Here is a 23,159-nt window from a genome sequence, read left to right as displayed (position 1 = left end):
CGCGGCGCCGGCGTCAGCCGTTCCCGGGAAACGCCTGTCGCAGCTCGTCCACCAGCACCCGCTGGTTCTCCGAGTAATCGATCGGCACCGACACCAGGTGCACCCCGCCCTCGTTGAAGGCCGCCTCCAGGGTCGGGACGAACTGCTCGATGGCCGTCACCTCATGCCCCTTGCAGCCATAGGCCTCGGCATACTTCACAAAATCGGGATTGCTGAAGGTCATGCCGTAGTCGGTGAAACCATCCACCGCCTGCTTCCAGCGGATCATGCCGTAGGCACCGTCGTTGAGGATCAGCACCACCAGGTTCAGGCCCAGCCGGCGCGCCGTCTCCAGCTCCTGGCTGTTCATCATGAAGCCGCCGTCGCCACACACCGCCAGCACCCGTCGTTGCGGGTACAGGATCGAGGCCATGATCGCCGACGGCAGGCCCGCGCCCATGGTCGCCAGCGCGTTGTCCAGCAGCAATGTGTTGGCCACCTGGGTGCGGTAGTTGCGCGCAAACCAGATCTTGTACATGCCGTTGTCCAGCGCCACGATGCCGTCCGGCGGCATCACCTGGCGCACGTCGTGCACCAGTCGTTGCGGGGTGAAACCAGCGTCCTCGGCGCGATCGGCAAGGTGCTCGAGGATGGTCGCGCGCAGCGGCAGCAGCGCATCGGCATGGGGCACCGCGCCTTCGATGCGGTCGGCCAGTTGGGTCAGCGAACGGCCGATGTCACCGATCACTTCCACCTGCGGGAAGTACACCTGCTCCACCGCCGCCTGCGAGTAGCCGATATGGATCACGGTCGGCCCGCCTGGACGCATCACGAATGGCGGCTTTTCGGTGACCTCATGGCCGATGGTCACGATCACGTCGGCCTGGTCGATGGCCATGTGCACGTAGTCGCGTTCGGTCAGCGCCGCGGTACCCATGTACAGGCCCGAGCCGCCGGCCACCGCACCTTTGCCCATCTGCGTGGTGAAGAACGGAATGCCGGCGCGTAGTACGAACGCCGACAGCGCCTCGCTGGACTGCGGCCGCGACGCCGCCGAAGCGATCATCAGCAACGGCCGCTTGGCATTGCGGATGATCTCCGCGGCGCGGTCCAGCGCCTCGGGGCTGGCAATCGGCCGCTCCACCGCATGCGGCGGAATCAGCGACACCCCTTCTACTTCATCGGCGGCGATATCCTCGGGCAGCTCCAGCAACACCGGGCCCGGGCGCTCCTCCTGGGCCACACGGAACGCTTCGCGGACGATGGTCGGGATGGTGCGCGCCGAGACGATCTGCCGCGCCTGCTTGGTCAGCGGCTTCATCGTGCTGACGATGTCGACGATCTGGAAGCGTGCCTGCTTGCTGGCCACGATGCCCTTCTGGCCTGTGATCATGATGACCGGCCACGCACCGAGCAGCGCGTAGGCGGCGCCGGTGGTGAAGTTGAGCGCGCCCGGACCGAGCGTTGCCAGGCATACGCCCGGCTTGCCGGTCAGGCGGCCATACGTGGCCGCCATGAACACCGCCGCCTGTTCGTGGCGGGTGATGACCAGTTCGATGCTGGAATGGCGGAGCGACTCGACCACGTCGAGGTTTTCTTCGCCGGGAATACCGAAAATGCGCTCGACGCCTTCGTTCTCAAGTGCGGCGACAAGCAGATCTGAACCCTTGGACATCGGATGCCGTCCTTTGTGCTGGACTGATGGTGGATCGTTGCAGGAAGGATGAGAGCCGCGCGTCAATGCTTGTCGAACCACACTGTCTGCGCGTTGACGAATTCACGGATGCCGAAGTGCGAGAGCTCGCGGCCGAAGCCGCTCTTCTTCACGCCGCCGATCGGCACGCGGGGGTCCGAAGCGGAGAAGCCGTTGACGAACACACCGCCGGTCTGCAGCCGGCGGGCCAGCTGCATGGCTCGGGCGCGGTCGCCGGTCCACAGGTTGCCGCTGAGGCCGAACTCGCTCTGGTTGGCCAGTTCCACCGCGTGGTCGGCATCACGGGCGCGGCTGATCGAGGCCACCGGCCCGAAGGTCTCGGTATCGAAGGCCTGCATGCCCGGCTCCACGTCGGCCAGCACGGTGGGGGCATAGAACGCGCCCGGGCGATCCAGCTGATGGCCGCCGACCAGCAGCTTCGCGCCGGCCTCCACCGAGGCGCGTACCTGCGCATCCAGCTGTTCCAGCAAGTCCTGGCGGGCCATCGGGCCGATGCGGTTGGCCGGGTCGCGGCCATCGCCGATGCTCAGTGCCTGCACCTTCTGGCAGAACTGCGCCACGAAACGGTCGTAGACCGCGTCTTCGACGATGATGCGCTTTCCGGCGATGCAGACCTGCCCGGTGTTCTGGAAGCGCGAGGCGACCGCGGCATCTACGGCGGCGTCCAGATCGGCGTCGGCCAGCACGATGAACGGATCCGAGCCACCCAGCTCCAGCACTACCTTCTTCAGTGCCTGCCCGGCCTGGGCGGCGATGCTGCGGCCGGCGGCCACGCTGCCGGTCAGGGTGACGGCGGCGATGCGGTCATCGGCGATCGCACGGCTGGTACCCTCGCGGCTGATGTTGGCGGCGATGAAGGTGCCTTCCGGCAGCCCGGCATCACGCCAGGCGGCATCGAGCAGTTGCGCGGTGCCGACGATGTTCTCGGCCGGCTTCAGCAGGAAGCCGTTACCGCCCATCAGGATCGGTACCGCCGCGCGCATCACCTGCCAGTACGGGAAATTCCACGGCATGATGCCCAGCACCACGCCCAGCGGCAGGTAGGACACGTAGGCCTTGTCGTCGGGCACCTGGGTCGGCTCGTCGCGCAGGAACTGCGCACCGTGGTCGGCATACCAGTCGCACAGCACGGCGCACTTCTCGATTTCGGCCAGGGATTCGGCCTGGACCTTGCCCATTTCGGCGGTAGCCAGCGCAGCCAGCTTTTCACGGTCGCGGCGCAGTACCGCGGCCATCGCACGCAATACGTCTGCACGCTGTTCGAGGCTCCTCGTGCTCCAGGCGGCGAAGCCAACCTGGCCGCGATCGAGGATGGCCTCCAGTTCGGCGTCGGTAGCGAAGGGGTGGCTGGCGATCTGCTGGCCGGTGGCCGGATCGCGGGAAATGGCTGTACTGGGGGCAGCGGACATGCAGGTCTCCTGGTGTCTCGACGACGGGCGGTGGCCCATCTCCTGCACAGGAATGTGGACCCGATTGGCGGAGGCAACAAGGCGTCTGCTTATCCTGTGACCTGCACTTACCTGTCTGAATGGAGATAGGTGCCGGCAGGGCTGCGCCCTGCACCCGCAGAGGCCAGGGCAACGTCAAGGTCAAAGGCCTGCATTCCGTGGGATGGCGGGGTGGGTCCGGTTGCGGGGGACGGCGTGAATCCCCCTCCGGGGTCCGGCCCAGCCGCCGGCGGCTGGGCGTTCGGGCGCTTGCGAAGCAGTGCTTCGCAAGCAAAGCGCCCTCACCCATGTAGCCTCGGTCGCGCCATCCATGGCGCTCACGCCCCCGCAACCGGACCCACCCCGCCTTCGACAGATTTCCGCGATCTGTCGGGAATACTCTTGGGATCTGACCCCGGAATTTCTTTCGATATCTGACAGATGTGTCGACCAAGGTCGACACCTACCAACAGCCGCGCGAAATTTGTCTGAGGCGGGGCGGTGTGGGTTGGCAGGACCGTTGGCGCCATGGATGGCGCCATCGAGCCCCCATGGATGGGTTCACGGCGTGTCCTGCCAGCCCACACCGCCCCGCCATCCCAAGGATGCTCGCTGTTGCTGTTGCTGTTGCCTTGGCTTGAAGCCTCTGCGGGTGCAGGGCTGCAAGCCCTGCCGAACACCCCCTACTTCCGCGGCAGGTAAGTCACCAGGGACAGATCGTGCCGGCTCTCCGGCACCAGCGCCACGTACTGCAGGTCCAGCAACCCGCGCGTGGGATGGTTCAACTTCTTCGCACCTTCATCGAACCGCCGCACGTCGTGCTCCGGCCACCACTGACGGAATTCCTCGCTGTGCGCGGCAATGTCCTCCACCAGCGCCAGGAACGGCGCCTTGTCCGGCGCCTGCGCCATCGCCGCACGGAAACCTGCCAGCAGGCCGCGGGTCATTTCTTCCCAGTTGAGGATCAGCGTGCGGTACGGCGGGTACAGAAACATCAGCCGCAGCGTATTGCGCTCGTGCGGCGCCAACTGGCTGTAGTCCACGAACAGATCGGCGATGGCCGGGTTCCAGGCCAGGATGTCGAAACGGGTGTTGCGCACGTAGGCCGGGATCGGCTGCATCGCCTCCACCAACTGGCGCAGGCCATCGGTCACGCTCTCGTCCGGCGACTCCAGCGGCACGCCGTAGCCGGACAGCGCGAACGCGTAGGCGCGCTCGTCGTCGCTCATGCGCAGCACCTGCGCCAGCCGCTCCAGCACCTCGGGCGAGGCGCGCACTTCACGGCCCTGCTCGATCCAGGTGTACCAGCTGACACTGACCCCGATCGCCAGCGCGACTTCCTCGCGTTTCAGGCCCGGGGTACGCCGGCGCCCGGCCGGCAGGCCGAGGGTGGCGGGGTCGACACGGGCGCGGCAGGCCTTAAGGAAGCCGCCCAGTTCCTTGCGTTCACTTTCGCTGCGCATCATCGGCCCGTCCTGCCCTTTGTAGCGTCGAGCCATGCTCGACGCATCTGCTACTGCGCCAACAGCAGCCGAGCATGGGCTCGGCTCTACCGGAAGCGCGATCAGCCACCCTCGGCGTTGCGCGCGAGGGTGACGATCTCAGCGCACGCGCGTCGATCAGGCATCGACGCGCTTGGAGCCCACGGCCAGGCCGGCCTTCAGGCTGGCCTCGACGAACTCGTCCAGGTCGCCGTCGAGCACCTTCTGCGTATCCGAGCGCTCGATGCCGGTACGCAGGTCCTTGATACGGCTCTGGTCGAGCACGTAGTTGCGGATCTGGCTGCCCCAGCCGATGTCGGACTTGGTGGCTTCCACCGCGTCCTTCTCGGCGTTGCGCTTCTGGATCTCCAGCTCGTACAGCTTGGCGGCCAGCATCTTCATCGCGTTGTCGCGGTTCTGGTGCTGGCTGCGGCCGGTCTGGCAGGCCACGACGATGTTGGTCGGGATGTGGGTGATGCGCACCGCCGACTCGGTCTTGTTGACGTGCTGGCCACCGGCACCGGACGAACGGTACACGTCGGTACGCAGGTCGGCCGGGTTGATGGTGATGTCGATGTTGTCGTCGATTTCCGGCGACACGAACACCGAGGTGAAGCTGGTGTGGCGGCGGTTGTCCGAGTCGAACGGCGACTTGCGCACCAGACGGTGCACGCCGGTCTCGGTCTTCAGCCAGCCATAGGCATAGTCGCCTTCCACGCGCAGCGTGGCCGACTTGATGCCGGCGACGTCGCCACCGGACACTTCCATCAGTTCGGTCTTCCAGCCGCGCGACTCGCACCAGCGCAGGTACATGCGCAGCAGGATCTCGGCCCAGTCCTGGGCTTCGGTGCCGCCGGCACCGGCCTGGATGTCGACGAACGCCGCCGCATTGTCCATCTCGCCGGAGAACATGCGCTGGAACTCCAGCTTCTCCACGTGGGCCTGGTGCTTGTCCAGGTCGGCGACCACGGCCAGGGCGGTGTCCTCGTCCTGCTCGGACTCGGCCAGCTCCAGCAGCTCGGTGGCATCGTTCAGGCCATCGAGCACCGAGGCGATGCCGCCCACGGTCTTTTCCAGGCTGGAACGCTCGCGGCCCAGGTTCTGGGCGTATTCGGCGTTGTTCCAGACGTCGGGGCTTTCCAGCTCCCGCGTTACTTCTTCAAGACGCTCTTTCTTGGCGTCGTAGTCAAAGATACCCCCGAAGCGACAGCACGCGATCGGTCAGATCGGTGATGCGCTGGCGGACAGGATTCAGTTCGATCATGTCGGCGGTTATGCATTCAAAAGATGACTGGTAATGATACCGCAGGCTGCGGGTACCCGGAATGAGGGCCTCACCCTGCCCCCAGCGCCTGCCGCAGCAGCGGCAGCTGGCGCCGGCTGCACGGCACTTTCGCCCCGTCGGCCATATGCAGCAGGGCCTCGCCACCGTCCAGCGGCTCGATCGAGCGCAGCTGGCCCCGATGGATCAGCCAGCTGCGGTGCGGGCGCAGGAACTCGCCCGGGTCGAGCCGCTGCTCCAGCACTGCCATGGTGATCCGCAGCGGATAGTCGTGGCCGCGTACCCGCAGGTTCACATAGTTCCCTGCGGCCTGGGCGTACTCCACGTCCGCCGTGGCGACCAGGAACTCCTTGCCCAGCTTGCGCACCAGGAAGTGCTGGGGTCGCTCGACCGGCTCCACCGGCGGGCCGACGTCCGGCTCGGCCAGCAGGCTCGCCTCGCCCTGCCTGCGCCGGCCGAACCAGCTGGCGAAGTGCTCCAGTGCCACGAACATCGCGAACGTGCGCACATCCTTCAGGTATTCGTAGGCAAAACGCTCCAGCCATCCCGCATCGTCCTGGTAGCGGTAGCCCAGCGATACATAGGCCAGGTGCCGCAGTACCATCATCCCCACCACGTGCAGTAACGACCAGCCCACGCTGGCCAGCAGGTAGAGCGGCAAACGCTGCTTCCAGGTATCGGCATGCAGCGGCCAGCGCTCGCAGCCCCACCACAGCAGCGGCAGGGTCAACAGGATCAGGGCGAGGCTGCTGAATTCCCAGATCATCGGCTCCCACAGGCCGAGATCGCTGCCCCGCCGCGAGGCGTCCATCACCTCAACCAGCGCGCTGGTCACCGCCGAGGCCGACAGGATCGCTGCCCAGACCAGCAGCCGGGTGGTGGTGCGCCAGCGCGGTGGTCGGCCCTGGGTCATTGCTGCATCCATGTCGTTGCGGTGCTCCAGCCTGCCTCAATGGCCAAAGGGTAGCGGCTCCATTGGTCACACCACCCCCGCCATTGGTCACTGCGCGGGTTCCGGCAGCCCCTTGGCAGTCGCTGCACGGACCGGGCGGCGTCACCTTGGGTCGACTCTCCGGCACACCACCACCATGACCCGACGCCACGACATCGACGCCCTGCGCGTGTTCGCCTTCGCCCTGCTGATCCTCTACCACACCGCCATGGCCTATGTGGACGACTGGGGCTTCCACCTCAAGAGCGTGCATACCGCCGAATGGCTGCAGTGGCCGATGCTGTTCGTCAACCGCTGGCGGATGTCGCTGCTGTTCCTGATTTCAGGCATCGCCATCGCGCTGATGCGGCCGGAAGGCAGGCTGCTGCGCTTTGCCGGCCTGCGCACGTGGCGGCTGCTGCTGCCCCTGCTGTTCGGCATGTTCGTGATCGTGCCGATCCAGCCCTACTGCGAGGGCGTGGCCAACGGTCATGTTGCGCCCGGCTTCGGACATTTCCTGCTGCGCTACTGGCAGGTGCGGCCGTGGCCGGAAGGCAGTTTCGCAGGCTGGCAATACGGCATCACCTGGAACCACCTGTGGTACCTGGCCTATCTGTGGAACTACACGCTGGCCCTGGCCCTGCTGATGCCATTGCTGGGAACGGCCGTGGTGCGCCATGCGATCGCGTTCTGCGCCGCCTCGCCGATACTGCTGATCGGAATTCCTTCTGCGCTGCTGCTGGCCTGGGTGATCTGGCTGGAGCCGGTCTATCCGTCCACCAATGCCCTGCTTGGCGACTGGTACCAGCACGCGAAGTACGCGACAGTGTTCCTGGCCGGCTACCTGCTAGGTCGCGAGCCGGTGTTCTGGCAGCGTGTGGTCTTCCTGCGCCGCACCACGCTATGGCTGGCGCTGGCTGCCGTCGGCTGGTATCTGGGGTTGCGCATCCTCGGTCAGGTGCTGCCGGCTGACTCCTCGCTGCGGCAATGGCCTGAAACGTTCTGGGACCTGCAGGGCAGGGCCAGCCAGTCGGTGTATGTCTGGACCGCGCTGCTGGCCATCCTCGGCTGGGGCAAGGTCTTCCTCGACCGCCCGTTCGGCTGGCTGCCGTACTGCACCGAGGCAATCTATCCCTGGTACATGCTGCACCAGAGCCTGATCATCGTGCTGCTGTTCTGGCTCAAGCCATTGCAACTGGGTCCTTGGCTGGAGCCGTCGCTACTGCTGGGCGGCACCGTCGGCGGCTGCCTGCTGATCCACGAACTGCTGATCCGTCGCGTGCGCTGGCTGCGGCCGCTGTTCGGCCTGCGTGTGAATTCGCCAGCGTGGCCGGTTGCACACGCTGCGCGGTTGTAGAGCCGAGTCCACGCTCGGCTGCTTCTGCCCTGAGCCGAGCATGGGCTCGGCTCTACACCTCCACCGGCCGGCAATCCACTTCTGGCTGGCCGCTACTGATGGCACTGTCACGGACGCACCAGCGCCGGCGCATCTTGGCTGACGTGCTGGCTGGCTGATAGACCAGCATCGATGCTGGGGACTCCCCACGGGACCTCGTACGGGCAACGGATACGCAGCATGTTCATGGCATTTGCAACTATTCGCATTGGAAGCTCAACAGCGCCCTGCCAGTGTAGGAAGTCGCCTTTTCGACGGAAGGCACTTTTTGCCGGGAGCGCTGCAATGGATCAATCCGACATCAATCTGCTGGTCGCCTTTGTTAACTCGGAAGAAGCTGCGCTTGCTGAGGAATGTCAAGGCGACATTTACCCGAGCTATCACTACCAACTCGGAGCACTTGCACCGAAAGCAGGTCGCCACTTGTCTGGGGATCTGCTGCAACGTTTCTACTTCCACTGGCTGCGCGTGGGTGACTGGAAGGTCGCCGGACTCCCTGAGAGAGACTTTCCCACCCTTGTTGCAGCCTATCTGGAACTCACAAAGCTCCCGGTGGGCTACTACACGCGCCAAGCCAGCCGCAGCCTCGAGCACCTGTTCTGCTTCGGCTTCAACGAGCATGGCGAGCTGCCAAGTGGCACGGTTGCAAATGCAGCGGATCTGAAACAGCGCACCCGTCTGGTGGAGCATTGCAGGAAGTACCAATCGTTCCATGCCCAGCGAGAGAAGGTCGAAAAATTCCTTCCATTCCGCTCGTCGGCCCCGATCATTCTCGAAGCCGGCCGATCCCTGCAACACGATATCAAGGAAATGGGGCCAATCCTCTATTGGGGCATGGCACTCATTGCACAACTCAATGAGGACACGCGCATCCAGATGGCACATGACCTGATGGTCAGGAAGTGGTCTGGAGACGGCGATCGAAGCCACGCGCTCTCCGTGCTTTACCTGACTGCCGAAGCCGCCCGACCACACTGCGCGGAGAACAGCGAGTACGTCGCTCTTTGTGAAAATCTGGCGCAACTGCATGACATGCGGATCATGGCGGGGGACGCTGTCCGGCTGGTGCAGCGCCAGGGTTGGCGCGTGCAGAACATCCGAGACTGGAGCGCCAGAATCACCCTCTATCAGGACGGCGAGTACAGCAGCGAGAGCGGGCATCCTCGGATCAGCCTGACCCTCAACAGTTGGCCTGACAGCCCTTGGTCAATCAACCTGACCTCGGGTGATGGCTCCTACGTCGCCTACCGGGACAGACCCACCAGCAACGACTTCCAGTTGCCGCCAATCATCGGCGCCACGCTTGATCACTTTCCCGAATGGGTCAAGCAGATAAATACAAGCCTGGGTATCAATTTGGTTCCAGGCACGGATTCGGTTGCGTCTGCCCACAAGAATCGCACGCTGGCCAGACAACTAGACGCTTGGATGCGCGGAAAATAGCAGTGTAGAGCCGAGCCCACGCTCGGCTGCTTCTGCCATGAGCCGAGCGCGGGCTCGGCTCTACATTGAGGCAGTCGAGCAAGCTCGACTCCACAGGGGCGTCCGAGTGATCAACGCACCTCGAATTCGCCCACCAACACGGTTTCGGCGCGATCCTTGAGGCGCATCGTCACCATCTGGTCCTTCTGCTTGGCCGTGCCCCAATGGGTGGTAAGGCGCAGCATCAGGGTTGTCGCACCGGTCACCAGCTGCTGGCGGCTGCCGAAGTAGTTCGCCTCCACCTTGTACTTGCCCGGCTTGGCATTGCGTAGCGAGAACTGCTCGGGACCATAGCCGCCGGTGAAGTCCTGCGACATCTGCCCGCCCTGGTAGGTCAGGCGGTTGCCGTAGTAGGCGCGCTCGCCGTTCGGGTCGGTCACCCACAGGTCCATGTCGCTGTTGTCGGCATCCCACGACAGCACCACCCGCAGGTCCAGCGGCATCGCCTGCAGCAGGCGCGGGTCGATGCTGGTGGTATCCAGCCGGGGCGTGCTGCCGGCCACCAGGTTGGTCAGCTCATCCAGCGCGATCAGGGCGATGCCATCGAAGCGGCTGTCCCACGGCCGCACCACCACCTGGTACAGCGGCGCCAGCGCCTGCTGCGGCTTGCCGGCCGCCGCCAGTGCCAGGCCGAGGTCGCGGAAGCTCTGCGGTTCTTCCTGGCCCATCGCCAGCACCTGCTCGAACACCGGCACCGCCAGCGCGGGGGCATCGGCCTGCATCAGCCGATAGCCGAGCACGCGCAGCAGGTGGCGATTGTCCAGGTCCATCTCGGCCAGGTTCGACAACACACGCAGCGCCAGGTCGCGCTGACCCTGCGCCAGCAGCAGGTCGGCCACATCAAGGAAGAAGGCGCTGCTGTCGGCGTGGGCATCGCGCTCGGCCAGGTAGCGGTCATACAGTTGCGACGGCGGGCCCTGGCGCAGGCGCCGGGCGATGGCCGAGTCTGGCTGCCAGGCCGCCAGCTGGATGCCGAGCTCGCCCTCGTTGGCGGCAGCGGGCGCAGCGACACGGCCACCCGTGACCGTGATTGAATCCAGGGCCTTGTTCGATGCAGGCGCCGAGCGACGTGCACGCGCGCTGCTGGCTTCCATGCGCTGCTCGGCGGCGGCGGCCATCGGTGCCGGGGCGGGCGGTGCCGCGGGGGGCGGCGCGGCGAGCGTCGCCACCGGCGCCGATTCCATCGCGTAGTCCGCGGAGGCCACTTCCAGTGCCCCACCCTTCACCTGCGGCGGCATTCCCTTCGGCCAGCTACGGTTCCACCACTGCTGGCGCTCCTTCCAGTGTGCCGCCACTTCATCCAGGCGCTGGCGATCAGCAGCGGCGCGGTCTGTCACCTGCCGTGCGAACCGCGCGTCGTAGTCCGCGCGCAGCTTGCCGGACGGACGGATGGCATAACGCAGGTAGTCCTCCAGCGTCTCCAGCACGATCAACGAGGTGTCCGGCCCGACCAGGCCAAACTGCTGCGACAGGCGCTGCATGGCCTCACGGTTGCCGCGGCGGTCGACGGCCAGTTGCTGCAGGCGCGCCTGCGCCCACAGGCCGGCCAGCAGTTCGCCGTCATCGCTTTTCTGCGTGGGTGGCAGCGCCTGCCATTCGCCGCCACCCACGCGCACCCGCATCGGCACACCGTCGGCTGCCAGTCGTGCGTGCAGCCACAGCCAGCCGTCGGCTTCACTGCGCCGATCGATCACTACATCCTGCACGCCGCGTCCCGCATCGACCTGCACATCCAGCGGCGATGCCAGCAACGCGTGCGCCGCCGCATCGACATCCTTGCCCAGCGCGACGAAGCGACCGCCATGCGCCTCACTCCAACCCCGCAGTCGCACGGCATCGGTGCGCGCGCCGGCGCTGCTGACCGCAAACAGGCGTTGATCCGGAGCCATCGCCGGCAGCTGTTCCGGCCCATAGGTCAGCAGGCCATCACTGACCAGCAGGTATTCCCTCACGCTCGATTGCGGCTGCCACTGGGCCAGCGCGCTGGCACCGTCCGGGCGCACGGCCTGCAGGGCTGCGCGCAGCTCGCTCCAGTTGCCGGCGCGGATACGGAATCGACGCACCGGTTCGGCGCGATCCCGCAGCACGGTCAAGGCCACGGTGCCGTCACCCATCGCAGCGAAGTAGCGATCCAGCAGGGCAAGCTCACGCGAGCGATCGCGCTGTCCCGCCGAACCGGAGCCGTCCCACAGCAGGCCGATCTCGCTGGGCAACGTGCGCGGCGTGCTGCTGGCCGCCACCGGCAGCTGTGCCAACAGGTAGTGTCCATCCTGCCAGGGCGCCACCTGGACCTGCGCCTGACGTGCTGCCGGCAGGTTCCACTGCAGCTGCTGCGGCAACTGCGCGCCCTTGCCCTGCCACAGCAGCTGGCCCGCGCTGATGCGGAAGGGCGCCGTACCCGCGGCCGTCGCGCCCGGGGCCTGCAGCTTCAGTTCGACCGAGGCTGCACCGGCGGCGAACTGCAGCGGCAGCGTCCACTGCCAGCCGTGGCCGTCGAAGGCCAACGGCTCACGCATCACCAGCTGCACGCGCCGGCTACCGCTGGCCGGCAGCGGGTAGATGCGCAGGCGGAACTGATTGCCGGCGGTCTGTTCCAGCAGGGCCGGGTCGACGCCGCGGCGGGCGATCTCCTCGAACACCTGGCGACCGCGGTCCTTGGGCACCGGCACCGCGTCACGCATCTCGCCGTTGATATCCAGCGCGAAGCCGCTGATCTGCTGGCCATCGGCCAACGGGAACTGCAGCTCACCCTCCAGCACGCGCCGGTTCGGGTTATGGAATTCCAGGGTGATCCGGGTCTGGGCGATGCCGGCCTGCACCTCGCCCTCGATGCGGGCGTGTCGAAATTGAACCGGCTGCTCAGCCGCCGGCGCGATCAGCAGCGGCGTGGCGGCCTGCGGCCGGGAGATCGGCGGCGACTGTGCGCCAGCGGGCCAGGCCGCAAGGGCCAGCAACAACACGGTGCAGCAACGGGCGAAGACCATGACCGGGCTCCAGTGGGATCGTGGACCTTTGAACGCACCAGCAACCGTAATGGGGTTGGCGCCTGTGCTCGCATCGACACACGCCCCTCCAACCAGCACCATGGAAGTCCTCGCCACACAGGGATGCACCATGCGCCCGTTGATTGCCTTGATCCTGCTGGTCCTGGCCGGCGCCGCCGCCGCTGGCAGCGTGAAAGGGGTGCGCTTCGCCCACTACGACTGGATGCTGGCCTGCGACAACACCCGTACCTGCCGCGCCGCCGGCTACCAGGACGATGTCGGCGGCAACTTGCCGGTGTCGGTGCTGCTGACTCGCAAGGGCGGACCCGGCCAGCCGGTCAGCGCCGAACTGATGCTGGGCCAGTACAACGAGGTCAAGCTGCCGACACAGCTGACGCTGCAGATCAACGGCAAGGATCTGGGCGCGCTGTCGTTGACCGCAGACACGGCGACACTGTCTACAGCGCAGACCAAGGCACTCTTGGCCTCGCTGGCGCGCAGCAGCCGCATCGTGGCGGTCGGCAACGATGGCCAGCGCTGGACGCTGTCCGATCGTGGCGCCTCGGCGGTGCTTCTGAAGATGGACGAATTTCAGGGCCGGCTGGAGACTCCCGGCGCGCTGATGCGCAAGGGGTCGCGCGCCGAAGCCTCAGTTCCTCCCGCACTTCCGGTGCCTACGCTGGTTCTGGCGCCATTGGTGGCGGCACGAGCCACCGATGCCGCACTGGAACACTCACCCGCACTGCGCGCGGCGCTGGCCGCGGCCAACCCGGGCGGCGACTGCGTCGCACTGACACCCGAAGGCCTGCCGATGGTGGACGGCCCGCAGGAGCTGCGCGTGTCCCGGCTGGGGAGGACTTCCCTGCTGGTGTCTACGCTCTGCTGGCGTGGCGCCTACAACGAAGGCATCGGCTACTGGGTAGTGAACGATGCACCGCCCTTCAAGGCCACGCTGGTGACCGCATCGGGCGGCGATGACGATGGTCGGGTAATCAGTTCGGCGCACAAAGGCCGCGGCTTGGGCGATTGCTGGTCCACCGCGAGTTGGGGCTGGGACGGGCGCCGCTTTGTGCAGACCGATGAATCCACCTCCGGCCTGTGCCGGCTGGTCGCGGCTGGGGGTGCATGGCACATGCCGACGCTGGTGACCGAGGTGACGCCCTGAGCTTGGCCAGTTGATTGGATCCACGCATAGCGCGCCGCCCACGGCCCCGGTCGCGAAGCGGCGCTCAAACCGGCAGGCAGTGCTCCACGATCAGCTGGATGGCGCTGCCACCGCGATAGTCGTCGCAGGCCAGGCGGTAGGCGAGGTGCACGTGGCGGCCAGGCGCGTTACCGTGCCAGCCGCCGAAATGGATGGCATTGATGGTGCCGGGTACGCCCGGCAGGCGCAGTTCCAGCTTCAGGTGACGCTCCTTCAGCACGCGCCAGTTGGCCACTTCGAAGTGGCCGTCGAACAGTGGCTCGGGGAAACCCTGGCCCCACGGCCCGGCCAGGCGCAACGCATCGGCGTGGCGATGGTCCAGCTCGTCCACGGCCAGCTCGCCGTCACTGAGCACCTGCTGCTGCAGTGCCGCCGGATCGAGCATTTCCAGCACCACCGCGACGAAGGCGGCCTTGAAGTCATCGACGTGGTCACGCCGCAGGCTGAGGCCGGCCGCCATGGCGTGGCCACCGAAGCGTTCGATCAGGCCCGGATGGCGCGCATCGACCAGCGCCAGGGCGTCACGGATGTGCAGGCCGGGAATGGAGCGCGCCGAGCCTCGCAGGATCTCGGCGCCGGGTTCGGCCGGGGCGAAGGCGATCACCGGGCGATGCAGGCGATCCTTCATCTTCGATGCGACCAGGCCGACCACACCCGGATGCCAGTCAGCATCGAACAGGCAGGCCGCCACCGGTCGCTGACCGGCCATGTCCAGCACCACCCGGGTCAACGCCTGCTCGGCGTCATCGGTCATCGACTGCTGCACGGCGCGCCGTTCCGAATTGATCTGCTCCAGCGTCTGCGCGATCTCGCGCGCCTGGCGCGGGTCTTCGGTCAGCAGCAGCGCGATGCCCAGCGCCATGTCTTCCAGCCGGCCTGCGGCATTCAGACGCGGGCCGAGCGCGAAGCCGATGTCGGTGGCCGTCAGCCGCGCGGCATCACGGCCGCTGGCTTCGATCAGCGCACGCAGGCCCACACAGCCCTGTCCCGCGCGCAGACGCCGCAGGCCCGCGCTGACCAGTGCCCGGTTGTTCGGATCCAGCGCCACCAGGTCGGCAACGGTCCCGACCGCCACCAGGTCCAGCAGCGTGGTCAGGTCCGGGCCCTTGCCATCCGCAAAGACACCTGCCTCGCGCATGTGCCGGCGCAGCGCCATCAGCACGTAGAAGATCACGCCGACGCCTGCCAGCGATTTGCTCGGGAACGCATCACCGTCCAGATTCGGATCGACGATGACATCGGCCGGCGGCAGCTGCGGCCCGGGAAGGTGATGGTCGGTGACCAGCACCTGCCAGCCGCGTGCCTTGGCCGCGGTCACGCCCGCATGGCAGGCGATGCCGTGATCGACCGTGACCAGCAGGTCCGGCTGCAGCGCGGCCAGCTCTTCCACCAGCGACGGTGACAGGCCATAGCCATGCACCATGCGGTTCGGCACCGCGTGGAAGACGTGTTGCGCACCGAGCATGCGCAGACCGCGCACGCCGACTGCACAGGCGGTGGCGCCATCGCAATCGAAATCGCCGACCACCAGGATGCGCTTGTCGTTGGCGATGGCCTCGATCAGCAGACCCACCGCATCATCGATGCCGGTCAGCAGCTCAGGCGCGTGCAGATTGCCCAGCTTCGGCTGCGCCAACTCCGGTGTACCTGCGCCACGGCTGGCATAGAGACGCGCCAGCAGCGGCAGCGTGCCCTCCGGCCAACTGCCGGGTACGACCGCATCGCGGCGGCGGATCATCGGCGTATCAGAGGCGGGCTGCACAGCATCGGCGGCAAGGGACATCGGCATCGCCGGTTACGAAAGACCTGCACATCATAACGTGCACCACTCTCCCAGTCGGCTGCCGCTGCTGACGAGGCACCTTGGCTCTTCGGCCAGCAGCATTTGGATTTCACGACCGCATCTTCCATGCTTGCCTGCCCTGGAACGGACTTCCATCCATGACCCGCACCCTGCTGACCGCGCTGATGGCACTCACCGTGGCGCCGGCCGCCCACTCCGCAACGCCTGAGCCCAGGCCCGGGGTCGAATTCGAACACAACGACTGGTCGCTGGCCTGTGACAACACCCGCACCTGTCGCGCCGCCGGCTACAGTCCGGAACAACCCGGCAACCTGCTCAGCCTGATGCTTGAGCGCGCCGGCGGCCCGGGTACGAAGGTGCTCGCGCGGCTGCGCAATGGCGAGGATGGCGAAAGCCCGACGCCGACCGGGGCACTGCGCCTGCGCCTGAACGGCAAGGACCTGGGCCCGGTGCGCGACACCGGCGACGGGGACAAAGTGTTGTTGCAGCAGGCACAGACCGATGCACTGGTCGCCGCACTGCCGCGCCAGGCACGCATCGAGATCATCGACGGCAAGGGCAAGGCCTGGCCGATCTCCGACCGCGGTGCAGCGGCCGTACTGCTGAAGATGGACGAGGCACAGGGCCGGCTGGGCACCCCCGGTGCGCTGGTGCGGCGTGGCGACAAGCCCGAAGCAGGCGTGCCTGCGGCGTTGCCGGTGCCAGTGATCGTGCGCGGCACGCTGGTGGCACCGCGCGCCTCGGACGCGGCACTGGCGAAAGCACCAGGCCTGCGCAAGGCACTGATCGCCAGCCTGCCCAAGCCGGATGAGTGCGGCCGCCTGAGCGATGGCGGGACAGATGAAATCGAGATCCAGCGACTGGACGCCCAACATGTGCTGGCAAGCACCAGCTGCTTCGTGGGTGCCTACAACTTCAGCAGCGGCTACTGGGTAGTGCAGGACAAGCCGCCGTACGAAGCACGCTTCGTCACGTCCGATGCAGAAGACTTCGATCGCGACGACGCTACGTTGAGCGGTCGCTTCCGTGGGCGCGGCGTCGGTGACTGCTTCTCCGGCCACGACTGGGCTTGGGATGGCGCGCGATTCGTGAAGAGCAGCGAGTTCACCACCGGGCAGTGCCGGGGCGTTGCGGGTGGGCACTGGACGCTGCCGACGGTGGTCAGCGAGGTCCGTTGAGGCGCCGCTACCTGCGATAGTGCCGCCCGCTGGCCGGCAACCCCGGCAAACCCTGGGGGTCAGCGCCGTTTCCGATGGAAAACGGATCCGACCCCGCTCGGCCGAGCCCCGATCAGTCGTGAAGCTGGCGCGGCTTCTTCCAGAACTGCCAGCGCTGTCCGCGATCCAGCTGGAACTGCAGGCCGTCCTCGAAATCCAGCACCAGCCGCTGCAGCTCGCCGCGCTTCAGCGCGGCCAGCAGCGGACGGATCGCATCGTTGCCGAGCTGCTGCAGGGAACGCAGCTGGCGCAGGTCGACCAGTGCATCCACCGCCTGCTCGCCATCGACGGCTACGCCAGCCGCCAGGGCCAGGCCCTGCAGCAGGGCATCGCGGCTGCGCACCTGTGCGTGCGGCGTGCTGACCGACACCGGCATCACGCCGCCGCCCCAGAACCACAGCGAATTGATCGGCTGTTGCCCCTGCGCGGCGCGCTGCTGGTTCCAGGAATGGTTGTGCAGCAGCACCTGCGCCTCGGTCATCAGCGCCCGCCAGCGACGGCCGCCCTCGCCCTCCGGCAGGTGCGAGAACAGGTCATCGCCGAGGACCTCGTCCGGACTGTCGAAATCCGGCAGGGCCAGGTCGATCGGAAGCCGCAGGTACCAACGCGAGGGATCGGGTGCGTCGAGCACGAATCCGGCATCGGCGAACAACGGCTGCAGCACCGGCAGCAACGCCAGGCTGTCGGCCAAGGTCGGCCGCAGCGTTTCGCCGTAGGCCATCATCCGCGCGCCATGCATGTCCGGCACCATGCAGGCCGGATCGGCACGCAGCCAGCTGGCGCCGGCCGCATCGCCGACGTCGCGCTGGCGGGTCAACGCGGCCACCGGCCAGTGCGGCGCGGCAACCGCAAAATGGCGCGTCAGCTGCGCGCGTTCGCCCGGCGCGACCTGCACGGTCGTGGCACGGCCGAGCGCACGCGCCACATCGTCCGGCAACGCAGCCGCGGCAAAGCGGCTGCGTGCAGGCAACAGCAGGGTCGCCGTCGCCACGTGGTCAGTCCACGTAGCTGACGCTGACGATCTCGTACTCGCGCTGGCCGGCCGGGGCGTCGATCACGATCGAATCGCCTTCCAGCTTGCCGATCATCGCGCGCGCCACCGGCGAGGAAATCGCGATCAGGCCCAGCTTGATGTCCGCTTCCAGGTCACCGACGATCTGGTACTTCTTCTCTTCGTCGGTTTCCACGTCGGCCAGCGTCACGCTGGCGCCGAACACCACCTTGGAGCCGGCGTTGAGCTTGCTCACGTCGATGATCTCGGCGTGCGACAGCTCGCCTTCCAGCTGCTTGATGCGGCCTTCGATGAAGCCCTGTTCCTCGCGCGCGGCGTGGTACTCGGCGTTCTCCTTCAGGTCACCATGCTCACGCGCTTCGGCGATGGCGGCGATCACCTTCGGGCGCTTGACCGACTTCAGGTGATCAAGTTCGTCGCGCAGCTTCTGCGCGCCCTTCATCGTGATGGGGGCTCTCATGCATTCAACTCCTTGTGCAGCTCCTGCAGCGACCAGACGGGGCCGGTGCCGCGGAATTCCAGTGAATCCACCAGCGCCTTGGCGCCGGCAATGGTGGTCGAGTAGGTGACGCGATGCTGCAGCGCCTCGCGACGGATCGAGAACGAGTCGTTGATCGCCGAACGACCTTCGGTCGTGTTGACGATGTAGACGATCTCGCCGTTCTTGATCGAGTCGACGATGTGCGGACGGCCTTCGACCACCTTGTTGATGATCTCGCAGTCCATGCCGTGCTGCTGCAGCCACGCGGCAGTGCCACGGGTAGCAACCAGGCTGTAGCCACGCGCCAGCAGCGCCTTGGCCACCGGCAGCACGCGCTTCTTGTCCGGATCGCGGACCGAAACGAAGGCCTTGCCGACCGGCGGTGCCTTGATGCCACCGGCTTCCTGCGCACGCGCGAAGGCGGCGTTGAAGCTGCGGCCCACGCCCATCACCTCACCGGTGGAGCGCATCTCCGGCCCGAGGATCGGGTCGACGCCCTGGAACTTGGCAAACGGGAAGATCGCTTCCTTCACCGAGTAGTAGTCCGGCACGATTTCCTTGGTCGCGCCCTGCTCGGCCAGGCTCTTGCCGGCCATGCAGCGCGCGGCGATCTTGGCCAGCGGCATGCCGGTGGCCTTGGACACGAACGGCACGGTGCGCGAGGCACGTGGGTTCACTTCCAGCAGGTAGATGGTGTCGGCACCCTCGTCGCTGGTCTGGATCGCGAACTGGGTGTTCATCAGGCCGACCACGTTCAGGGCCTTGGCCAGCTCCACCACCTGGCGGCGCAGCTCGGCCTGGGTTTCAGCCGACAGCGAGTACGGCGGCAGCGAGCACGAGGAATCGCCCGAGTGCACGCCGGCTTCTTCGATGTGCTCCATCACGCCGCCGATCAGGACGTTGCCCTGGGCATCGGCAATGATGTCGACGTCGCACTCCACGGCGTTGTCGAGGAAGCGGTCCAGCAGCACCGGCGAATCGTTGGACACCTTCACCGCGTCGCGCACGTAGCGGGCCAGGTCGGCTTCGCCGTAGACGATCTCCATCGCACGGCCGCCCAGCACGTAGCTCGGGCGCACCACCAGCGGGTAGCCGATCTCGCGGGCCAGCAGCAGGGCTTCCTGGTCGTTGCGGGCGATGCGGTTCGGCGGCTGCTTCAGGCCCAGCTTGTCGACCAGCTGCTGGAAGCGCTCACGGTCTTCGGCCAGGTCGATCGAGTCCGGGCTGGTGCCGATCACCGGCACGCCGTTGGCTTCCAGCGCGCGCGCCAGCTTGAGCGGGGTCTGGCCGCCGTACTGCACGATCACGCCCTTCGGCTGTTCCAGATCGACGATTTCCAGCACGTCTTCCAGGGTCAGCGGTTCGAAGTACAGGCGGTCGGAGGTGTCGTAGTCGGTCGACACGGTTTCCGGGTTGCAGTTGACCATGATGGTTTCATAGCCATCCTCGCGCAGCGCCAGTGCCGCGTGCACGCAGCAGTAGTCGAACTCGATGCCCTGGCCGATGCGGTTCGGGCCACCGCCCAGGATCATGATCTTGTCGCGGTTGCTCGGCGCGGCCTCGCACTCGTCCTCGTAGGTCGAGTACAGGTAGGCGGTACCGGTGGAGAACTCACCGGCACAGGAGTCCACGCGCTTGTAGACCGGGCGTACCTTGTGCGCACGACGCAGCGCGCGGATGGCGGCTTCATTGGTGCCGGTCAGCTGCGCCAGGCGCGCGTCGGAGAAGCCAGCGCGCTTCAGCTTGCGCAGGCGTGCGGCGTCCAGCGCGTCGATGCCACCGGCAGCGACTTCGCCTTCTGCAGCGATGATTTCCTCGATCTGGTCCAGGAACCAGTGGTCGATGAACGACAGTGCGTAGATCTCTTCCACGCTCATGCCGGCGCGGAACGCGTCGGCGACGAAGAACAGGCGCTCCGGGCCCGGCGCCTTCAACTCGCGGCGCAGGGTCTGCAGGTCGTCTTCGTTGGCCAGGTCCAAGCCGGTCGGGTCGAAGCCGACCTTGCCGGTTTCCAGGCCACGCAGGGCCTTCTGCACCGACTCCTGGAAGGTACGGCCCATCGCCATCACCTCGCCCACCGACTTCATCTGGGTGGTCAGGCGAGCGTCGGCGGCCGGGAACTTCTCGAAGGCGAAACGCGGGATCTTGGTGACGACGTAGTCGATCGACGGCTCGAACGAGGCCGGGGTCAGGCCACCGGTGATCTCGTTCTTCAGTTCGTCCAGGGTGTAACCCACGGCCAGCTTGGCGGCGACCTTGGCGATCGGGAAGCCGGTGGCCTTGGAGGCCAGCGCCGAGGAACGCGACACACGCGGGTTCATCTCGATGACGACCACGCGGCCGGTCTTCGGGTTGATGCCGAACTGCACGTTCGAGCCACCGGTGTCGACGCCGATCTTGCGCAGCACGGCGATGGAGGCATCGCGCAGGCGCTGGTATTCCTTGTCGGTCAGGGTCTGCGCCGGGGCCACGGTGATCGAGTCACCGGTGTGCACGCCCATCGGGTCCAGGTTTTCGATCGAGCAGACGATGATGCAGTTGTCCGCAGTGTCGCGGACCACTTCCATCTCGAACTCCTTCCAGCCCAGCACCGACTCTTCCACCAGCACCTCGGTGGTCGGCGACAGTTCCAGGCCGCGGCTGACGATCTCGACCAGCTCTTCGCGGTTGTAGGCAATGCCGCCACCGCTGCCGCCCAGGGTGAAGCTGGGGCGGATGATGGTCGGGTAGCCGACGCGGGTCTGGATCTCCAGCGCTTCGTCCAGGGTGTGGGCGACGGCGGCGGTCGGGCATTCCAGGCCGATCTCACCCATGGCCACGCGGAACAGCTCGCGGTCTTCGGCCATGCGGATCGCTTCGCGCTTGGCGCCGATCAGTTCGACGTTGTACTTCTCCAGCACGCCGTTGTCGGCCAGGTCCAGCGCGCAGTTCAGCGCGGTCTGGCCACCCATGGTCGGCAGCAGCGCATCGGGCTTTTCCTTGGCGATGATCTTCTCGACCGTCTGCCAGTTGATCGGCTCGATGTAGACGGCGTCGGCCATCTCCGGGTCGGTCATGATCGTGGCCGGGTTGCTGTTGACCAGCACCACGCGGTAACCCTCGTCACGCAGGGCCTTGCAGGCCTGGGCGCCGGAGTAGTCGAACTCGCAGGCCTGGCCGATGACGATCGGGCCAGCACCGATGATGAGGATGGTCTTGAGGTCAGTGCGCTTGGGCATTTTCTTCTCTAAGTCAGTACAGCGTGACAAGGGGGGTGATCGCACGCTGTCGATCAGGAATCTTGATCCGCAGCGCCGCGCCAGGGGCAGCAGCGATGCGGGGTTTACGGTCCATCGCGACGCCACCGGCAGGCCGGCGGCGTACTGATCACGCCTTGGCCTGCTCCATCAGCGCCACGAAGCGGTCAAACAGCGGACCGACATCGTGCGGGCCCGGGGATGCTTCCGGATGGCCCTGGAACGAGAACGCCGGCACGTCGGTGCGGGCGACACCCTGGTTGGTGCCGTCGAACAGCGAACGGTGGGTCACGCGCAGGGTCGGCGGCAGGGTTGCTTCATCGATCGCAAAACCGTGGTTCTGCGAGGTGATCATCACCCGGCCACTGTCCAGGTCCTGCACCGGGTGGTTGGCACCGTGGTGGCCATGGCCCATCTTCATGGTCTTCGCGCCAGAGGCCAGGCCGAGCAGCTGGTGGCCCAGGCAGATGCCGAAGGTCGGGATCTTCACGTCGATGAAGGCCTTGATCGCGTCGATGGCGTAGTCGCACGGTTCCGGGTCACCCGGGCCATTGGACAGGAACACGCCGTCCGGCTTCAGTGCCAGCACTTCGGCGGCCGGGGTCTGCGCCGGCACCACGGTCACTTCGCAGCCGCGCTCGGCCAGCATGCGCAGGATGTTGGTCTTCACGCCGAAGTCGTAGGCCACGACCTTGAACCGGGCCGGCACGCTGACGAAAGCATTGGCATCCAGGTCCAGCTGGCCCTCGGTCCAGGTGTAGGTCTTCTCGGTAGTGACGACCTTGGCCAGATCCATGCCCTTCAGGCCCGGGAACTTGCGGGCGGCTTCCAGTGCCTTTTCCACGTCGATGTCGCCGGCCATCAGCGCACCGTTCTGCGCGCCCTTCTCGCGCAGGATGCGGGTCAGCTTGCGGGTGTCGATGCCGGCGATGGCGACCACGCCCCGCTGGATCAGCCAGTCCTGCAGCGACAGCTGGCTGCGCCAGTTGCTGGGACGGCGCGGGACGTCGCGCACGATCAGACCGGCCGACCATACCTTGGACGCTTCATCGTCCTGGTCGGTCATGCCGGTGTTGCCGATATGCGGATAGGTCAACGTGACCATCTGCCGGGCGTAGGACGGGTCGGTCAATACTTCCTGATAGCCGGTCATGGCGGTGTTGAACACCACTTCACCGACGGACAGGCCGGGCGCGCCTACGGATTCGCCCTCGAATACGGTGCCGTCTTCGAGGACGAGGATTGCGGCTTGGGTCACGGGAATCTCACTTTGGCTACCGAGGGGGCTGCCGAAGTCACGCCTGCGCTTCACGGAAATCCGGTTGCAAAAAAGCGCGGACGTGCGGTCTGGGACCGGTCCGGCTTTCGTGATTCGGCGAGTGCGAATTGTAACGCTGCCGGGGCGCTCGCGCCAGCGGTTATCGCGCTTCATGAACAGGCGATTGCGTATTCATTTCAATCCGGCGGCGTATGCGGCGCCCGCTGGTAGCGCCGGGCCATGCCCGGCGAAACCGACACCGACGCCGGGC

General features: G+C 66.6%; 15 protein-coding genes. 4 read left to right on the top strand and 11 right to left on the bottom strand.

From position 1 onward, the window contains the following. Nucleotides 1–13: 13 nt before the first annotated feature. The 5 genes from AC5P9W_RS13965 to AC5P9W_RS13945 form a co-directional block, all read right to left on the bottom strand. Nucleotides 14–1,654 carry an acetolactate synthase large subunit gene (locus AC5P9W_RS13965; RefSeq protein ID WP_021202067.1) on the bottom strand — a complete coding sequence of 547 codons (1,641 nt, stop codon included), beginning with the start codon at nucleotides 1,652–1,654 and terminating at the stop codon, nucleotides 14–16. Between the two features lie 62 nt (nucleotides 1,655–1,716). Next, entirely contained in the window at nucleotides 1,717–3,102 is a 1,386-nt protein-coding gene (locus AC5P9W_RS13960) for an NAD-dependent succinate-semialdehyde dehydrogenase (RefSeq protein ID WP_111097835.1), read from the bottom strand. Nucleotides 3,103–3,803: 701 nt separating this feature from the next. Further along, nucleotides 3,804–4,586, bottom strand: a complete 783-nt coding sequence (locus tag AC5P9W_RS13955; protein WP_019661470.1) for a helix-turn-helix transcriptional regulator — start codon at nucleotides 4,584–4,586, stop codon at nucleotides 3,804–3,806. A gap of 153 nt (nucleotides 4,587–4,739) precedes the next feature. Beyond that, nucleotides 4,740–5,865 (bottom strand): peptide chain release factor 2 gene (gene prfB, locus AC5P9W_RS13950; protein WP_014037064.1). Its coding sequence is split into 2 segments (ribosomal slippage): nucleotides 4,740–5,789 and nucleotides 5,791–5,865, totalling 1,125 coding nucleotides; the frame shifts between segments, so codons are not numbered across the junction. 70 nt (nucleotides 5,866–5,935) lie between these two features. Further along, nucleotides 5,936–6,796, bottom strand: a complete 861-nt coding sequence (locus tag AC5P9W_RS13945) for a LytTR family DNA-binding domain-containing protein (RefSeq protein WP_111098913.1) — start codon at nucleotides 6,794–6,796, stop codon at nucleotides 5,936–5,938. A 175-nt stretch (nucleotides 6,797–6,971) separates the two neighbouring features. Between AC5P9W_RS13945 and AC5P9W_RS13940 the strand changes: the two genes are divergently transcribed. Both AC5P9W_RS13940 and AC5P9W_RS13935 read left to right on the top strand, forming a co-directional pair. After that, complete coding sequence (locus AC5P9W_RS13940; RefSeq protein WP_197576037.1) at nucleotides 6,972–8,171, top strand: acyltransferase family protein; 1,200 nt, start codon at nucleotides 6,972–6,974, stop codon at nucleotides 8,169–8,171. A 324-nt stretch (nucleotides 8,172–8,495) separates the two neighbouring features. Next, complete coding sequence (locus tag AC5P9W_RS13935; RefSeq protein ID WP_206621750.1) at nucleotides 8,496–9,653, top strand: hypothetical protein; 1,158 nt, start codon at nucleotides 8,496–8,498, stop codon at nucleotides 9,651–9,653. Nucleotides 9,654–9,763: 110 nt separating this feature from the next. Here AC5P9W_RS13935 and AC5P9W_RS13930 read toward each other — a convergent pair whose 3' ends face one another. Next, complete coding sequence (locus AC5P9W_RS13930; RefSeq protein ID WP_206621749.1) at nucleotides 9,764–12,676, bottom strand: DUF2135 domain-containing protein; 2,913 nt, start codon at nucleotides 12,674–12,676, stop codon at nucleotides 9,764–9,766. Nucleotides 12,677–12,806: 130 nt separating this feature from the next. Here AC5P9W_RS13930 and AC5P9W_RS13925 point away from each other — a divergent pair, with 130 nt between their 5' ends. Continuing rightward, nucleotides 12,807–13,841 carry a DUF1176 domain-containing protein gene (locus AC5P9W_RS13925; protein WP_021204552.1) on the top strand — a complete coding sequence of 345 codons (1,035 nt, stop codon included), beginning with the start codon at nucleotides 12,807–12,809 and terminating at the stop codon, nucleotides 13,839–13,841. Nucleotides 13,842–13,905: 64 nt separating this feature from the next. On the opposite strand, the gene recJ is transcribed toward AC5P9W_RS13925, so the two are convergent. Continuing rightward, nucleotides 13,906–15,663, bottom strand: coding sequence for a single-stranded-DNA-specific exonuclease RecJ (recJ, locus tag AC5P9W_RS13920; RefSeq protein WP_206621748.1), 1,758 nt, complete (start codon nucleotides 15,661–15,663; stop codon nucleotides 13,906–13,908). 158 nt (nucleotides 15,664–15,821) lie between these two features. Here recJ and AC5P9W_RS13915 point away from each other — a divergent pair, with 158 nt between their 5' ends. Further along, nucleotides 15,822–16,862, top strand: a complete 1,041-nt coding sequence (locus AC5P9W_RS13915) for a DUF1176 domain-containing protein (protein ID WP_206621747.1) — start codon at nucleotides 15,822–15,824, stop codon at nucleotides 16,860–16,862. 112 nt (nucleotides 16,863–16,974) lie between these two features. On the opposite strand, the gene AC5P9W_RS13910 is transcribed toward AC5P9W_RS13915, so the two are convergent. From AC5P9W_RS13910 to carA, 4 genes are all read right to left on the bottom strand, one after another. Beyond that, entirely contained in the window at nucleotides 16,975–17,892 is a 918-nt protein-coding gene (locus AC5P9W_RS13910; protein WP_019661463.1) for a hypothetical protein, read from the bottom strand. 4 nt (nucleotides 17,893–17,896) lie between these two features. Next, on the bottom strand, nucleotides 17,897–18,361 hold the full coding sequence (gene greA, locus AC5P9W_RS13905) for a transcription elongation factor GreA (RefSeq protein WP_026347191.1): 465 nt from the start codon (nucleotides 18,359–18,361) through the stop codon (nucleotides 17,897–17,899). Between the two features lie 8 nt (nucleotides 18,362–18,369). Then, nucleotides 18,370–21,612 carry a carbamoyl-phosphate synthase large subunit gene (gene carB, locus AC5P9W_RS13900; RefSeq protein ID WP_188250568.1) on the bottom strand — a complete coding sequence of 1,081 codons (3,243 nt, stop codon included), beginning with the start codon at nucleotides 21,610–21,612 and terminating at the stop codon, nucleotides 18,370–18,372. 148 nt (nucleotides 21,613–21,760) lie between these two features. Next, nucleotides 21,761–22,888: a glutamine-hydrolyzing carbamoyl-phosphate synthase small subunit gene (gene carA / locus AC5P9W_RS13895; protein ID WP_031270821.1), complete on the bottom strand. Its 1,128-nt coding sequence runs from the start codon at nucleotides 22,886–22,888 to the stop codon at nucleotides 21,761–21,763. Nucleotides 22,889–23,159: the final 271 nt, after the last annotated feature.

The organism is Stenotrophomonas sp. YJH_SMC_33 (assembly GCF_059372295.1).
This window is presented reverse-complemented; position numbering and strand designations above follow the sequence as displayed.

Bases quoted from the DNA above. Each gene is read 5' to 3' on its own strand.
- AC5P9W_RS13915 (WP_206621747.1), top strand. From the start codon at position 15,822: ATGACCCGCACCCTGCTGACCGCGCTGATGGCACTCACCGTGGCGCCG.
- AC5P9W_RS13925 (WP_021204552.1), top strand. From the start codon at position 12,807: ATGCGCCCGTTGATTGCCTTGATCCTGCTGGTCCTGGCCGGCGCCGCC.
- AC5P9W_RS13940 (WP_197576037.1), top strand. From the start codon at position 6,972: ATGACCCGACGCCACGACATCGACGCCCTGCGCGTGTTCGCCTTCGCC.
- recJ (WP_206621748.1), bottom strand. From the start codon at position 15,663: ATGTCCCTTGCCGCCGATGCTGTGCAGCCCGCCTCTGATACGCCGATG.
- AC5P9W_RS13965 (WP_021202067.1), bottom strand. From the start codon at position 1,654: ATGTCCAAGGGTTCAGATCTGCTTGTCGCCGCACTTGAGAACGAAGGC.
- AC5P9W_RS13935 (WP_206621750.1), top strand. From the start codon at position 8,496: ATGGATCAATCCGACATCAATCTGCTGGTCGCCTTTGTTAACTCGGAA.
- AC5P9W_RS13960 (WP_111097835.1), bottom strand. From the start codon at position 3,102: ATGTCCGCTGCCCCCAGTACAGCCATTTCCCGCGATCCGGCCACCGGC.
- AC5P9W_RS13945 (WP_111098913.1), bottom strand. From the start codon at position 6,796: ATGACCCAGGGCCGACCACCGCGCTGGCGCACCACCACCCGGCTGCTG.
- carB (WP_188250568.1), bottom strand. From the start codon at position 21,612: ATGCCCAAGCGCACTGACCTCAAGACCATCCTCATCATCGGTGCTGGC.
- AC5P9W_RS13930 (WP_206621749.1), bottom strand. From the start codon at position 12,676: ATGGTCTTCGCCCGTTGCTGCACCGTGTTGTTGCTGGCCCTTGCGGCC.
- AC5P9W_RS13955 (WP_019661470.1), bottom strand. From the start codon at position 4,586: ATGATGCGCAGCGAAAGTGAACGCAAGGAACTGGGCGGCTTCCTTAAG.